Source organism: Paraburkholderia sp. MM5384-R2 (assembly GCF_014201025.1).
GTDB lineage: Bacteria > Pseudomonadota > Gammaproteobacteria > Burkholderiales > Burkholderiaceae > Paraburkholderia > Paraburkholderia tuberum.
Map to the genome: position 1 here is coordinate 168,863 of NZ_JACHDI010000005.1, position 12,921 is coordinate 181,783.

The 12,921-nt window shown below is 65.5% G+C and carries 16 protein-coding genes; 7 read left to right on the forward strand and 9 right to left on the reverse strand.

Features of this window, described 5'->3' with window-relative positions:
- Nucleotides 1-40 precede the first annotated feature (40 nt).
- Nucleotides 41-217 carry a hypothetical protein gene (locus HDG37_RS11240; RefSeq protein ID WP_184047024.1) on the reverse strand — a complete coding sequence of 59 codons (177 nt, stop codon included), beginning with the start codon at nt 215-217 and terminating at the stop codon, nt 41-43.
- A gap of 61 nt (nt 218-278) precedes the next feature.
- Entirely contained in the window at nt 279-605 is a 327-nt protein-coding gene (locus HDG37_RS11245) for a hypothetical protein (protein WP_184047027.1), read from the reverse strand.
- A 195-nt stretch (nt 606-800) separates the two neighbouring features.
- Between HDG37_RS11245 and HDG37_RS11250 the strand changes: the two genes are divergently transcribed.
- Complete coding sequence (locus tag HDG37_RS11250) at nt 801-1,037, forward strand: hypothetical protein (protein ID WP_184047029.1); 237 nt, start codon at nt 801-803, stop codon at nt 1,035-1,037.
- 47 nt (nt 1,038-1,084) lie between these two features.
- Here the strand turns inward: HDG37_RS11250 and HDG37_RS11255 are convergent, their stop codons facing one another.
- Nucleotides 1,085-1,330, reverse strand: a complete 246-nt coding sequence (locus HDG37_RS11255) for a DUF6723 family protein (protein ID WP_090809892.1) — start codon at nt 1,328-1,330, stop codon at nt 1,085-1,087.
- Nucleotides 1,331-1,786: 456 nt separating this feature from the next.
- Nucleotides 1,787-2,464 carry a MarC family protein gene (locus HDG37_RS11260; RefSeq protein ID WP_018425193.1) on the reverse strand — a complete coding sequence of 226 codons (678 nt, stop codon included), beginning with the start codon at nt 2,462-2,464 and terminating at the stop codon, nt 1,787-1,789.
- A 350-nt stretch (nt 2,465-2,814) separates the two neighbouring features.
- On the opposite strand from HDG37_RS11260, the gene HDG37_RS11265 reads away from it, so the two are divergent.
- The 3 genes from HDG37_RS11265 (at nt 2,815) to HDG37_RS11275 (ending at nt 5,314) form a co-directional block, all read left to right on the forward strand.
- Nucleotides 2,815-3,030 carry a DUF3311 domain-containing protein gene (locus tag HDG37_RS11265; protein WP_184047032.1) on the forward strand — a complete coding sequence of 72 codons (216 nt, stop codon included), beginning with the start codon at nt 2,815-2,817 and terminating at the stop codon, nt 3,028-3,030.
- A complete protein-coding gene (locus HDG37_RS11270) occupies nt 3,027-4,502 on the forward strand; it encodes a sodium:solute symporter (RefSeq protein ID WP_184047036.1) in 1,476 nt (491 codons plus the stop codon). Before HDG37_RS11265 ends, HDG37_RS11270 begins: the two co-directional genes overlap by 4 nt.
- A gap of 161 nt (nt 4,503-4,663) precedes the next feature.
- Nucleotides 4,664-5,314 (forward strand): glutathione S-transferase family protein, encoded by a 651-nt coding sequence (locus tag HDG37_RS11275; protein ID WP_184047039.1) that lies wholly within the window; start codon nt 4,664-4,666, stop codon nt 5,312-5,314.
- Nucleotides 5,315-5,326: 12 nt separating this feature from the next.
- On the opposite strand, the gene HDG37_RS11280 is transcribed toward HDG37_RS11275, so the two are convergent.
- Both HDG37_RS11280 and HDG37_RS11285 read right to left on the reverse strand, forming a co-directional pair.
- A complete protein-coding gene (locus HDG37_RS11280; protein ID WP_221311976.1) occupies nt 5,327-6,523 on the reverse strand; it encodes a GGDEF domain-containing protein in 1,197 nt (398 codons plus the stop codon).
- Nucleotides 6,480-7,247, reverse strand: a complete 768-nt coding sequence (locus HDG37_RS11285) for a hypothetical protein (RefSeq protein WP_184047043.1) — start codon at nt 7,245-7,247, stop codon at nt 6,480-6,482. The genes HDG37_RS11280 and HDG37_RS11285 overlap by 44 nt, the downstream gene beginning before the upstream one ends.
- A gap of 581 nt (nt 7,248-7,828) precedes the next feature.
- On the opposite strand from HDG37_RS11285, the gene HDG37_RS11290 reads away from it, so the two are divergent.
- From HDG37_RS11290 to HDG37_RS11300, 3 genes are all read left to right on the forward strand, one after another.
- The gene (locus tag HDG37_RS11290) at nt 7,829-8,896 is read left to right on the forward strand and encodes an FUSC family protein (RefSeq protein ID WP_184047046.1); all 1,068 of its coding nucleotides are present in this window, start codon (nt 7,829-7,831) and stop codon (nt 8,894-8,896) included.
- A gap of 254 nt (nt 8,897-9,150) precedes the next feature.
- The gene (locus HDG37_RS11295) at nt 9,151-9,897 is read left to right on the forward strand and encodes a hypothetical protein (RefSeq protein WP_184047049.1); all 747 of its coding nucleotides are present in this window, start codon (nt 9,151-9,153) and stop codon (nt 9,895-9,897) included.
- Nucleotide 9,898: 1 nt separating this feature from the next.
- Complete coding sequence (locus HDG37_RS11300; protein WP_090809877.1) at nt 9,899-10,204, forward strand: hypothetical protein; 306 nt, start codon at nt 9,899-9,901, stop codon at nt 10,202-10,204.
- 78 nt (nt 10,205-10,282) lie between these two features.
- On the opposite strand, the gene HDG37_RS11305 is transcribed toward HDG37_RS11300, so the two are convergent.
- The 3 genes from HDG37_RS11305 to HDG37_RS11315 form a co-directional block, all read right to left on the reverse strand.
- Entirely contained in the window at nt 10,283-10,663 is a 381-nt protein-coding gene (locus tag HDG37_RS11305; protein ID WP_184047408.1) for a cupredoxin family copper-binding protein, read from the reverse strand.
- Between the two features lie 36 nt (nt 10,664-10,699).
- Complete coding sequence (locus HDG37_RS11310) at nt 10,700-11,644, reverse strand: metallophosphoesterase (RefSeq protein ID WP_184047052.1); 945 nt, start codon at nt 11,642-11,644, stop codon at nt 10,700-10,702.
- A gap of 172 nt (nt 11,645-11,816) precedes the next feature.
- Entirely contained in the window at nt 11,817-12,776 is a 960-nt protein-coding gene (locus tag HDG37_RS11315; protein ID WP_184047055.1) for an aldo/keto reductase, read from the reverse strand.
- Nucleotides 12,777-12,921 lie beyond the last annotated feature (145 nt).

Genomic DNA, 12,921 nt, shown 5'->3' on the forward strand with positions numbered 1-12,921 from the left:
TTGTGATGCGGTTGCCGCGAACCTGCGGACGAGCAGCCGGCTAGCCTCCGCCGATGCCCTGCAGCACCTTGCCCGTGCCGCCGCACACCGCGCAGCGAGCGCCCTCGACCTTGCCCGTACCGTGGCAGGCGGCGCACAGGTCTTCGCCGGCGCCCGGCGTGTTGGGCGGCGCTTCGTCGCCGGGGTTCATCGATTGGGTTGGATTGTCCGGTTGCATGCGCTTTCTCCGGTTGGGTGTTGACGGGTTGGACGCACGGGCTGGCACGCAACGCGCCGCGTCATTGCTCGCCCGGCTGCTTGTGATGCGATTCGCGCCCGCCGCCGCCCGGCGGCTCGGCGTGCTCGCCGCTGCCGAGCGGCACTTCGGCGCCCTGGCGCGGCCGCTCGCTCGACCGTGGCGGATTGGTCGCTTTGTCCACGCCGGTCTGCACGACCGGTTCGATGCCGAGCGGACTCGGCTCGACGTAGTGCGTGCCGCTCGGCTTGTTGCGGGCTTTGACTTCGTCGGACAGCGTGGGTGCGGCGCGGTTATCTGGCCTCGCGGACTGCTCGCCGCCCGGCGTCGCGCTCTGCCGCGGGGTGTCGGTCGATTGGGGATCTTGCATCGCGCCCTCCTCGTTTGTTCTGCCGTCGATTCGCGTCATCACGCGCCATCTCGAACGGGCACCTGGTTCATGCAGCAACATTCGAGCCTTGCCGGAGAAATCCGCGCGCAGCGCAACAGGCACGGCCATTGCGATCTCGAAGGCAGTAGCGCGGCACGTTCGCTTTGTAAAAAAGCGGCCCCGAAGGAGAACCTCATGAGCATTACGACAATTCGCGTATCCGATACCGAGGTGCAGGTCGAGCGCACGCTGTACACGTTCGCGCAAAAGAGCGACGCCGATGCGTTCCAGAACTGCCTCGTCGACGGTTCGGTCGACACCTGCTATCGCGATCATCCGCCGCTGTCGGCGCGCCCCACCGTGCCCGACGAACATCCGGACGATCCCGCGCGCGGCAGCACGATTTCGCCGTCGCTCGGCGGTATGCCCTGATGGCTCTGCGCCTCGCACGGAAGCACTGCCAAACCGGCTGCGCCCGCTCAGCCTTCGGGCGCGGCACGATCGGCCGCGACGAGCTTGCGGCCGTACGCAATCGCGGCGCGGCGTGCTTCGTCGGCGGTCGCATAGGGGCCGATCTGCGGTGCGCCCTCGAACGGGAACAGAATCCGCCGGTCCGCTTTCCTCACAACCTTCAGTCCACCTATGTATCGGCCGTCGCCCGTTCCGTGATAGCTGGCGAAAATCTCGAAGTCGTCGTCGGCAACGTCGGCCTTGTGTCGCGCCATATGCGCTCCTCGTCCTGTGCTTTGCGTGGGCGATGTCCAATGTGAGCCGGGCGCGCGCGGTCATCGCGATGCGGCGCGCGTGCCGGCTTCCAGCAATTGGCGTTCCACGCGAACGACATCCGTCGGCATGCGGCACGAGCATTGCGCGTCTGAACGAAGACTATGGGGAGAGGACTGATGGATTTACCTGATACGAGCCGGCAAGCGCCCAGTGCAATTGGCACATTCGACCTGATCGCGCCAACCCACGCGCAAATTTCGATGCAGCCGCTGCCGCTGCATCCGCATGCGCCGATGCCGCCCGAAGTCGACCCCGACATCGCGCCGAACATGCCGCCGCCGAAGATCGACCCCGATCCGATCCCGGACGATCCGGTCGACGTTCCGCACGAACCACCCGAAGGCGATCCACCTGCGGCGCCGCCGCCACAGCGTGCATGGCGCCGGCATGCGGCGCTAGCCCGCCGGCGGGCGCATCGTCGCGATCGGAATCAGGAATTCGGACACGCCGGTCAGAATGATCTGCACGCCGATGCATAGCAGCAGGAACGCCGACACCCGCAACGCGACCTTGGTGCCCTCGACGCCGAGATAGCGCGCGAGGATCGTCGCGCGACTGTAGATCAGATACACGCAGACGGCCACCGCGAACGTGATGGCGACCGACGCGATGCCCGACATCACGAACGCCGACAGCTTGTGCGTGCGATTCGCCGACAGCGCGATCGCGGTCGCGATCGAGCCGGGCCCAGTGGTCAGCGGCACGGTCAGAGGAAAGAACGCGCGCGATTTCGCGGTTTCGGCGTCGACGCGCTTGACTTCCGTCTGCTCGACCGCCGGCGTGTCCGGCGCATTGAGCATTTGCCAGCCGCCCACGGCAAGCGCGAGCCCGCCGCCGATGCGCAGCGCCTCCATCGAGATACCAAAGAAGTGCAGGATCGGCGTGCCGATGAAGAATGCCACCAGCAGCACAACGGCGGCGTTGATTGCGATCTTGCGGGCGAGTAGGGTGCGCTCGTCGAGGGTCAACGACGCGGTCCGATCCAGAAACACGAACGCGCCGCTAAAGGGATTGATGATGCTGATTAAGCCGATAAAGCCAAACATGATGTCCGAGATCAGACTTTCGACCATGTGCGTATCCGTGTGCCTGCTTGTCTGCGTGTGCTCGCGCGAGTTTCGCGCCTGGGCGCGCCGCCGGTCATGAGCCCGGCCGGAATCGCGCGGTCCGGAAAATGCTGCAATGCTCGCAGATCATATCGCGGCGCGCCAGTCGGCCTGCAGAAAAGCCGCGCGACACCTTGCGCGCCACGGCGCGTCCCGCTTTGCACTGCAGCAATCCGGGCTGGAAAGATGCGATTGCAGCGGTCGAAACTCCGACATTTATTTTGATCTGCTTTACGGGACCGAAGTATCCGGCATACAGTCCTCAGCGAAGCCGGAATTTCAACGACACATACCTACTGGTTCGAGGAGTTGTCCACATGCTGCTTCGTGTACTTGCCGCGTTGCCGTTCGTCGGCATCCTGGTCGGCATTTCGTTTGTCAATCGCGTCGAGCCGCTCGTGCTCGGCATGCCGTTCGTGCTGGCCTGGATCGTCATGTGGGTGGTGTTGAGCGCGATCATCATGGCGATCATCTACAACCTGGATCCGTCCAACCGACACGTCGCCGCCGATGGCGAGGAGGTTCGCCCATGAGCGCACTCGTCATCATCGCCGCCGTTACGCTATTCGCGCTGTTCCTCGGCGTGCGCGCAAGGCGCGGCCACGACATGAGCCTCGAGCAGTGGAGCGTGGGCGGCCGCAGCTTCGGCACCGCGTTCGTGTTCCTGCTGATGGCCGGCGAAATCTATACGACCTTCACGTTCCTCGGCGGCAGCGGCTTCGCGTACGGCAAGGGGGCGCCGGTCTACTACATCCTCGCGTACGGCACGCTCGCGTACATCCTGTCGTACTGGATGCTGCCGCCGATCTGGCGCTACGCGAAGACGCACCGCCTGGTCTCGCAGCCGCACTTCCTGGCGCGCAAATACGAGAGCCCGGCGCTCGGCACGCTGGTCGCGCTGGTCGGCGTGGCCGCGCTGATCCCGTACCTGGTGCTGCAATTGAAGGGCCTCGGCATCATCGTCTCGACCGCGTCGTACGGTGCGATCTCGTCGACGGCGGCGATCTGGATCGGCGCGATCGTCGTGACCTCTTACGTGATCGTGTCGGGCGTGCGCGGCTCCGCCTGGAACTCGGTGGCCAAGGATCTGCTGATTCTCGCGATCGTGCTGTTCCTCGGCATCTATCTGCCGCTGCATTACTACGGCGGCATCGGCGCGATGTTCCGCACGATCGACGCCGCCCGTCCCGGCTTCCTGACCTTCCCGGCGCGCGGTTCGAGCGTCGTGTGGTTCCAGTCGACGGTGCTGCTGACCGCGCTCGGCTTCTTCATGTGGCCGCACACGTTCGGTTCGATCTTCACGGCGAAGGACGAGCGAATCTTCCGCCGCAATGCCGCGATTCTGCCGCTCTATCAGCTGATCCTGCTGTTCGTGTTCTTCGTCGGCTTCGCGGCGACGCTGCGCGTGCCGGGCCTGAAGGGCGCCGACATCGACCTGTCGTTGTTCCGCCTGTCGCTGCAGACGTTCGATCCGTGGTTCGTCGGCGTGATCGGCGCGGCCGGTATCCTGACCGCGCTGGTGCCGGGCTCGATGATCCTGACCTCGGCGTCGACGCTGCTCGCCAACGACGTGTATCGCGGCATGGTGAACCGCAACGCGTCGGATGCGTCGGTCGCGGTGATCGCGCGCTTCCTCGTACCGGTCGTGGCGCTGGTCGCGGTCGCCTTCACGCTGAACGGCGGCGAAACCATCGTCGCGCTGCTGCTGATGGGCTACAGCTTCGTCACGCAATTGTTCCCGGCCGTGCTCTGCAGCCTGTTCCCGCACAACCGCGCGACGAGGCAAGGCGCGTTCTGCGGCATCGTCGCGGGTGTCGCGGTGGTCACACTGACCACGACGCTGCACTGGAGCGTCGGTCACCTGATGCCGTTCCTGCCCGATGCGCTGAAGGACGTCAACATCGGCTTCCTTGCGCTCGCGGTCAACGTGATCGTGTTCGTGATCGTCAGCGCGGTGACGCAGCCGAGCGCAGCCGAGCAGGAGAAGCACGCGTCGGTGCATTGAAAGACTGGCCGCGGGCGTGATTCGGGGCTTGCTGTTTCGAGCGCCCGCATTTGCGTACGCTGGCGCCTGACGCATCTGAAGGGGCTGTTCGTTTCGGCGACAGCCCCTGATTCTTTCTGTTCACGGCTCGACCGCGCTCTCGACGATCCACGGAGCCCCGAATGTCCTACGTTCTCTACTACTCGCCCGGCGCGGCCAGCATGCCCGTGCACTGGATGCTGCTCGAAATGGGCGTGCCGTTCGAAGCGCGCCTCGTCGATATCGACGCGGGCCGGCAGCGCGATCCCGAGTATCTGCGTCTGAATCCTGCCGGGCGCGTGCCCACGCTCGTCGTCGATGGCGTGCCGCGGCATGAATCGGCCGCGCTGCTGATGCTGCTCGCCGAGCGCCACGCCGAGGCCGACCTCGCGCCCGCGCCCGGCTCGGCCGCACGCGCGCAATGGCTCGAATGGATGATCTACCTCGCCAATACGCTGCTGCCCGCGATGCGCGACTGGTTCTACGCCGGCAGCGACGGCGACCCCGCGGGCGCCGAGGCGGTGCGTGCGCTCGCGCAACGCCGCATCGAACAAGCGTGTGCGCGGCTCGACGGGCATTTCGCCGACGGCCACGCCTACCTCGCGGGCGGCAAGCTCAGCACCGCCGATCTGCTCGCGCTCGTGCTGATGCGCTGGACCCGCAACATGCCCCACCCCGCGACGGTGGGCTGGCCGCATCTCGCGAGCTATATCCGCAGGCTGCGCGCACGGCCGGCGTTCATCGAACTCAACGAGCGCGAAAAGCTGACGGAGTGGCGCAACGAAGGCCAGTGACGTTCAGGCGGTTCACAACGTCGCTTCCCTGCCCGTCTGCGCCGCGAACGCGAAGCCGTTCTTGCCGTCGCGCTTGACCTGATACATCGCGGCATCGGCGGCGGCGACCAGACGGCGGTGATCGTCGACGTCGTCGGGATAACTCGCAATGCCCACGCTCGCGCGCACGACGCCGATTCCCATCTGTTGGTCGGTGTCGACCACGCAGGCCATCAGCCGGCGCGCGATCTCGGCGAGCTCGTCATCGCCCGCAAAGGTGCGCACCAGCACCGCGAACTCGTCGCCGCCGATGCGCGCGACCAGATCGCCTTTGCGCACCGACGCGCGAAACCGGGCGGATACCGCGGCGAGGAATTCGTCGCCGGTGCGATGCCCGAACGAATCGTTGACCTGCTTGAAACCATCGAGGTCGATATACAGCACGGCGAAGCGCTGCTCGACGGCCGCGGTCCGCGCGTGCCTGGCGGCAGAGTCGAGCGCGGCCAGCAGCTTGCGGCGGTTCGACAGGCCCGTCAGCGAATCGTGCAGCGACGCCAGCTCGAACTCGTGCGACTGCCCCGCGAGCTGGCGGGTGCGCTTCGCGTACATGCCGAGCGCCGTGATCAGCATGCAGAACAGCAGCGCGGCGAGCGCGATCAGCGTGCGCGCGACGTGCGCGACGCGCAGCCGCACGTCGGCGCTCGACGCGTCGCGTTGCGCGCGCCAGTAGGCCGACACGCTGCCGAGCGCCGCCGCGACGGCTTCGGGCGTTGGCTGTGTCGGTGACATCGACGGAATGGGCGGCGCCGGCGACGGACTCGCGTTGACGAGCGCCGCGAGCGCCGCGAAACGCCGCGCGAGTTCGGCGCGCGCCGCGTCATAGGCCGGCACGAACGACGCGTCGTGACTCGCCGGGGTGTCGGCCATATGCTGCCACGCGGCCAACTGCTCGCGCGCGCTGTCGACGCGCCCGGCGGCTTCGAGCACGAGGCCCGCGTACTCCTGCTTCAACTGATCGGAAAACACCGTGCGGATCTGCATCGCCACATACAGCAGGCCGAACAGCAGACACAACAGCGCGGCCACGCCGACGCTCGCGGGCCCCGGCCGGAAGCACCACACCGGCACGCGCGTGCGTGCGGCGCCGCGCAGCCCTGCTCGCCCCGCTGGCCCGACGACCGCGTGCTCAGGGATGGGAGTAGATATCTTGTTGCCGTCGGCCATTGTCATGTTGACGATAGCTCACGCGTCGAAAGAACTGTCCGATCCGCGCAAACAGACCGCCCTTGTGCTGCGACGACGCGCGCCGCTCCTGCTGTGCGAGCCGCGTTTCTTTCGCGTCGTGACCGGCGGCGGGCTTCGCGGTGGAATTGGCGGCATTGGCGACGTGCCGCGTGTAGCCCGGCGGTGGCGTGGGAACAATGGGGGCTGTGGGTGGGTTGGCCGACATATCCGCCGAAATATCCGCCGAGGTGTCGACCGGCGTATCGGCCAGCGTGGCGGAGAGATTCGGGTCAGGCGTACTCGGGTGGATCTGCCCGGACCACACGGCCGGGTTGGTGTCCTCGAAGCCGCCGTTCGCGCCGGCCGCTTCGAGCGCGACCTCTGGCGCGGCGGGCTGCCTGGCTGACGGCATGGCGAAGGGCGCGGCGGCCTCCTGCGGCGCGTGCGCGACGGCCACCGTCGGCACCCGGGCCGATGCCGACGAGCCGAGCGCCTGGCGCGCGCCCGCAATGGCATCCGCGTACGTCTGCTGATCCTGGTTGAACCAGACGCCGTAGGCGACGGTGCCCATCACCCCGAAGGTCAGCGCGCCGGCCGCCGCGAGGCACAGGGCGAGGCGGCCGAAGCGCGGGGGCGGCACGCCCGATTCGTCAGGGCCGTCGGGTTCGAAGGAGGACCGGCCGTCCGTTGTGGAATGACGCAAGTCGATATCGTCGGGATCGGTAGCCATCGCAATACGCTCCGGGTATGCCACTTCTTGCAGACAAGCTGGCGCGCTGACGAGCCGGTGCGTAAACCGAGCTCGCGGACTGCCGCTGCATGCAATGCTCAATGAATGTAATCCTGTCGCGAACGGCCGACAACATAGCAGCGTTGCGTTTCCGCCTCGCTTCGGCGGTGCTATCAAACGACGTCGCCAGATGCCGTGTGAGTTGGCAAAAAAGCGTGCAAAGCCGGTAAAAACTCCAACCCGGCACAGAGCCCGACAGACAGCCGTGCGCCTGCCGTGGGCCGCTACGCTCGATGCGACGCGGATTCTGCGAAACGCGCCAACGCGGTCGCCGTTTCGCATGCAACAACCGGGCCTGGCGACGAAACGCGCGCGCGACGCCGAAACCGCCGCTTGAAACCCGCGTTGGACTGCGCGCGCCGCGCGCCTCGAGCAGCATTCCGCGAACCTGCTGCCGTGCGAATTCCCGAAGCCGTCCGCGCCGGATGGTAAGGTCACGTGCGCGCACGTCGCGAACGCCGCGCCGTGCCGTGCCGGGCCCAGCGGTGCCCGGCCCAACGTCATCGGTCAGCATAAAAATCATGTCGAACAGGTATCAGCACCAGCCACTCACGCCGTTGCGCCGCGCGCTCGCGCGCTTTTCTCTGTCGGAAACCGCCAAGTACACGAAGCTGACGCTCGGCCTGTGGATCGGTTTCGGCACCCCATACCTGCTCGGCTTTCCCGACGCGGCCGTGCCGCTAGCCGGTTCGACGATGCTGACGCTGGCGCTCGGTAGCTCGATTTCGGCGGCCCGAAGCTACTTCTACAAGCGGGTGTTTTCGAACGTGGTGGCGATGCCGATCGGCACGCTGCTGATCTGGCTGACCGCGCCGCACCTGTGGATGGGTGCGGCGCTGCTGCCGGTCGTGATCTTCAGCATCGTCGCGCTGCGGCCGTCGCTGTTCCAGATGACCAGCATCACGGTGCCGATCACGCTCGTGCTCTATACCGGCGAACATCTTCCGCTGCTCGAACAGCGCCTGATTGGCGTGGTACTCGGCATGTTGCTCGGCTTCGTCATCCAGCAGATCGCGTTTCCGCCCGATCACGGCTACTGGGCGAACACGCTCGTCAACGACGGCAACGAACAGGCCACCGATGTCGTCGCGCAACTGGCCGCGGGACAGCTCGACAAAGCGCAGATCAAGCCGGCGGCCTCCAGGCTGCGCACGCTGAGCACGAACCTGAAGCAGGCGCACCTGCTGCTGAAGACCGACCTCGAGCAGGCGTGGGTCTCGCCACATCTGAAGCGCAACGCGGCACGGCTGCCGGTGTTCGCGAGCTATCAGGAGACCTTCGATTCGCTGGTCAATTTTCTTGAAACGATGGACACGTTTCACGATCAGTTCGCCGCGCTCGACGCCGCGTGGCGCGAAATGTTTCTCGCGCGGCTCGCGCGGCTCGTCAACGCGCACCGGCAACTGGCCGGGGCGGCGGACCTGCGCGTCGAGCGCCCGCCGCTCGACGCGCCGCCGCTGCATATGGAGGAGCTGCGTCAGCTGACCGAGGACCTGCCCGCGTCGGACGTGTTTACGAGCGTGTACCTCGGGCATCTGACCGGCTATGGGATTCTGCTGTGCCGGTTGAGCGAGCTGCATACCGCGTGAGCGGCGTTCCGTACGGTCAGCACTACCAGGACCGCAACACGATGCACGATGGACAACTTCCAGTCGCGCACTACCTGTGTTGACAGTTTTCCACGATGTTCCAGGGTGCAGGAATTCGTCGAGCGGTGCCTTCCCGTACCGGCCAAGGCTTGCTATCGCATTCGCGGCGGCCTCAGGGACTCATTCTTTTTGCGGTACGCAATTCGACGCCATGATAGGTTCGCTGGCGGATCTGACATGTACATGGAAGACAGATGGCGATCGATTTCAAAGTCGGAAACCACCGGAGCTGCACGCTCCATACTCGGCAGGAATATCGCGGCAACGTCTTTAGCGACGAGGTGGGTACCGGGCGCCGTCTCATTATCTCGGCAAGTTCATGGGAGCTTACACACAACACGCGCCAGCTAGCGCAGCTCGCCGAGTTCATGCGCAATTCGCCGGGCCGCGCATATGCGAGCGGCGCTGCTCCGGAGCAGATCGCCCGCACGCTACAGACCGCCGTCGAGCGCGGCGATGTGATTGCGGTCGCGCCCTCGCTCCGCACCTCGCGCGGAGGGAGCGCACCCATCCAGCAGCAGATCCGGTCGTACTACCCAACCATCACGCCGTCACAGCTCGTGCGAGGCGCACTGCCCGTAGTGCGTGCCGCGCGCTCGGTCGAGCGCCCCAAATTGCCGCGGCTGCCAGCCGAAGATGGCCTGGCGATCTGGTATGCCCGCCCCGGCGACGTGCTGCCGGACGGAACCATCGCTACGCCAGTATCAACGCCACTCGGCAATGAGCGGCCGTTTGAGTACACTGAAGATCCGCAGTTCGGCGATGCGCAGGAACTGGCCGCGCGTGGCGTCAGTGAAGTGCATGAGGCAAATTGTTTTGCCGAGTACGAATTTGATTTGGAGCAATGCAACTTCGTACGAGCGATGACCCAAGACCCCCGTGCTTATGCCATGTGCAAACAGACGGCATTTCAAAATTACCAGAGCTGCAGAGGTTTCTGAGATGACAAAGCGCCAGCGTGCCACCGTGATTTTTTATAACGAGGATGCCTGTGAAATCCAGGTATGTACCGTGTCGCGCGAGGAAGTCGAGGGGGCAATAGATCGGCAGATAGCGCGCGGAATGGCAATGACTGTGCCTCTGGGTTCGGACGATTGCCGCGCGCCGATCACGGACGAAACCTTGCGTCAAATCGGAGGCATGGCTGTTCTCAACCAGGCGTCTGTCCATCCCGAATTGCGCGATCGTCTGCAGATTTCGCTGCACCACCCCGTCGACTGGGGGCAGGCCAAGCCGCCTACGGAATAACAGTGCTCGCGATCCAGGGTTGAGTTCGGAGCAAAATCCGAACTGCCCTTGCTGAGCAAGGGCTTGGCGGCAATTGGATCATTGCACGGTAATGGTCGCCTTCATGTACGGATGGATGCCGCAAAAGATCTTGTACACGCCCGGTTTATCGAATTTGAACTGATAGGTGTCGTCCTGATCGAGCGCGGCCGAGCGGAACAGGCCCGCGTCGTTGACCACGCTGTGCGGCTCGCCGTCGAGATTCTTCCATGTGACCGTCGTGCCCGCCTTGATGGTCAGTTCCATCGGCGAGAACATGAAGTTCTTGATGACGATCGCGTTAGGCGTCGACGCGACGGTCTGTTTCTGCACTTGCATCGGCATCGTCGTTTGCGCAAAACCGAGCCCCGCCGACACCGCCAGAATCGCGACACTGCCGAGCAGAATCGCGAGCGCGCGGCCCATCATCCTGGTTAGCATCATTGATCTCCTCGAGCGTAAAAGTAGCGCGTGTCGTCAGGCGAGCGTCGTGTCGTCGAGCGTCGTCTTCAGCGGATGACGCGCGATGCTGACGCTCGTCACGCCGAGCATCTTCGGCAACTGGTCGCTCGCGACCTTCAGCGGCCCAGGGCCATCGCCCTGGCCGGCGGTCGGCTGCGGATAGGCGGTCGAGCGCGCGGTATGGAACGTCACGTTGCCCTCGACCTTCGTCACGATCTGATGAATGTGGCCGTTCAACACCGTCACGGAACCGAAGCGCTTCAGATAGCTCATCGCCTGTCCCGCGTCGCCCGTGCCCCAGCCCCACGGCTCGTAGATGGTCCACATCGGCATGTGCGCGAACACCACGACCGGGGTGCTCGACGAGCGGCCTTTCAGATCGTTTTCGAGCCATTCGAGCTGCTCGTCGCCGAGCCCGCCGAGGCCGTTCGGCTTGAAATGCATCACGTTGACGAGCCCGACGAAATGCACGCCCTGGTGATCGAAGCTGTAATAGCCGCGGTTATCCGAAGCCTTGCCGAAGCGGCTGAAGTACTCCGTGCCGGGGCCGTCGGTGACGTCATGCTCGCCGGGGACCGTGTGCAGCTCGGTGATCTTCAGTCCCGACATCAGCTGCGCGGCCAGATCGAATTCCGCGGGCTTCGACAGATGCGTGATGTCGCCGGTGTGAATCGCGAGCGGCGGACGCGCCGGCATCGCGTTGACGTAATCGATCGTCTGTTTCAGCGTGCCCGCGACATCGGGATTCGCCTCCTTGTTGAAGCCGATATGGGTGTCGCTGATCTGCAGGAAAAGCGGCGTGCCAGCCGCTGGCGTCGCGGTGTTCGCGTCGGCCGCGAGCGCGAGTTCGACCGGCGTCAGCACGCCGCCCGACAGCATGAACACGGTGCCGAGGCCGCCGAACGCAAGACACTTCAGCGCGCCGCGACGCGCCGGATCGAATGAATGATGTGACGACATGATGACCTCACGATAAGGATTCGCCGAACCGAACCCGGTTCGTGAGGCATGACTGGCGTGTGGCGGGTTTTATTCCCGTGTCGTGCGGCGTTGGTGGGAGGCGGCACCTGTATGCGAATAGCAAGCGGCAAGTAGTCGCCGTGATGGATTGCGCACTGGATTGCGCATCAAGTCAGCCGCCGACCGCCGCGATGATCCGCGCGCGCATCGCGTCGTCGGGTAGCGGTCCCGATCCCGCGCGCACGTTGTCCGCCATGTATTGCGGCCGCCCGGTGCCCGGAATCACGACCGTCACCGCCGGCTGCGCGAGCACGAATTTCAACAGAATCTGCGCCCAGCTCGTGCAGCCGATTTCGCCGGCCCATGCGGGCAACGGCATTTTCATCACGCGCGCGAGCAAACCGCCGCCGCCGAACGGTTGATTGATCACGACGCCGATGCCGAGATCGGCCGCGAGCGGCAGGATGCGCTGCTCGGCCGCGCGATCGTCGGCGGCGTAGTTGATCTGCACGAAGTCGGGCTTCTCGCTGCGCATCACCGCCGCGACTTCGTCGAACGCGCTCGACGTGTAATGCGTGATGCCGAGATAGCGAATCCGGCCGCGCGCTTTCCAGTCGCGCAAGGTCGCGAGCTGCGTGCGCCAGTCGAGCAGATTGTGGATCTGCATCAGATCGACATGCGGCTGCTGAAAACGCCGCAGCGATTCCTCCATCTGCGCGATGCCGGCCTCGCGTCCCTCGGTCCAGACCTTGGTGGCGACGAACGCCTTGCGATGCGCGTCGAGCTGCGTGAGCAGCGCGCCCGCGACCGCTTCCGACGAACCGTACATCGGCGAAGAATCGATCACCGAGCCGCCCGCTTCGAACAGGATGCGCAGCACCTCGGCGAGTCGGGCGCGGGCGGCGGCATCGTCGCCGACGTCGAAGGTGCGCCACGTGCCGCAGCCGATCACCGGCAGCGCTTCGCCGGTGGACGGGATCGCGCGGCGGCTCATGCGGGGTAAGACGGTGCCGGATTGCGCGTGCGCCTCGGTTTGCGCGGACGTGACGCGCGACAGCGCAAGCGCTGCCGGCAGCCCGAGCGCCGTGCGCAGAAAGCGGCGGCGGTGATCGTGGTTCGACGCATGTGCCATAGCGTGTATGGTGCCCTCGTGCATGAAAGTTCGACCACCGTCCACGCTGGCCTGGCTGTCGTCGATGAATGCGTGCAGCCTGCGATCGCCGCGAGACGCTCGACGCGAGCGGCGCGGTCGTGCCAGGTGAAACAGAAGCAGCATG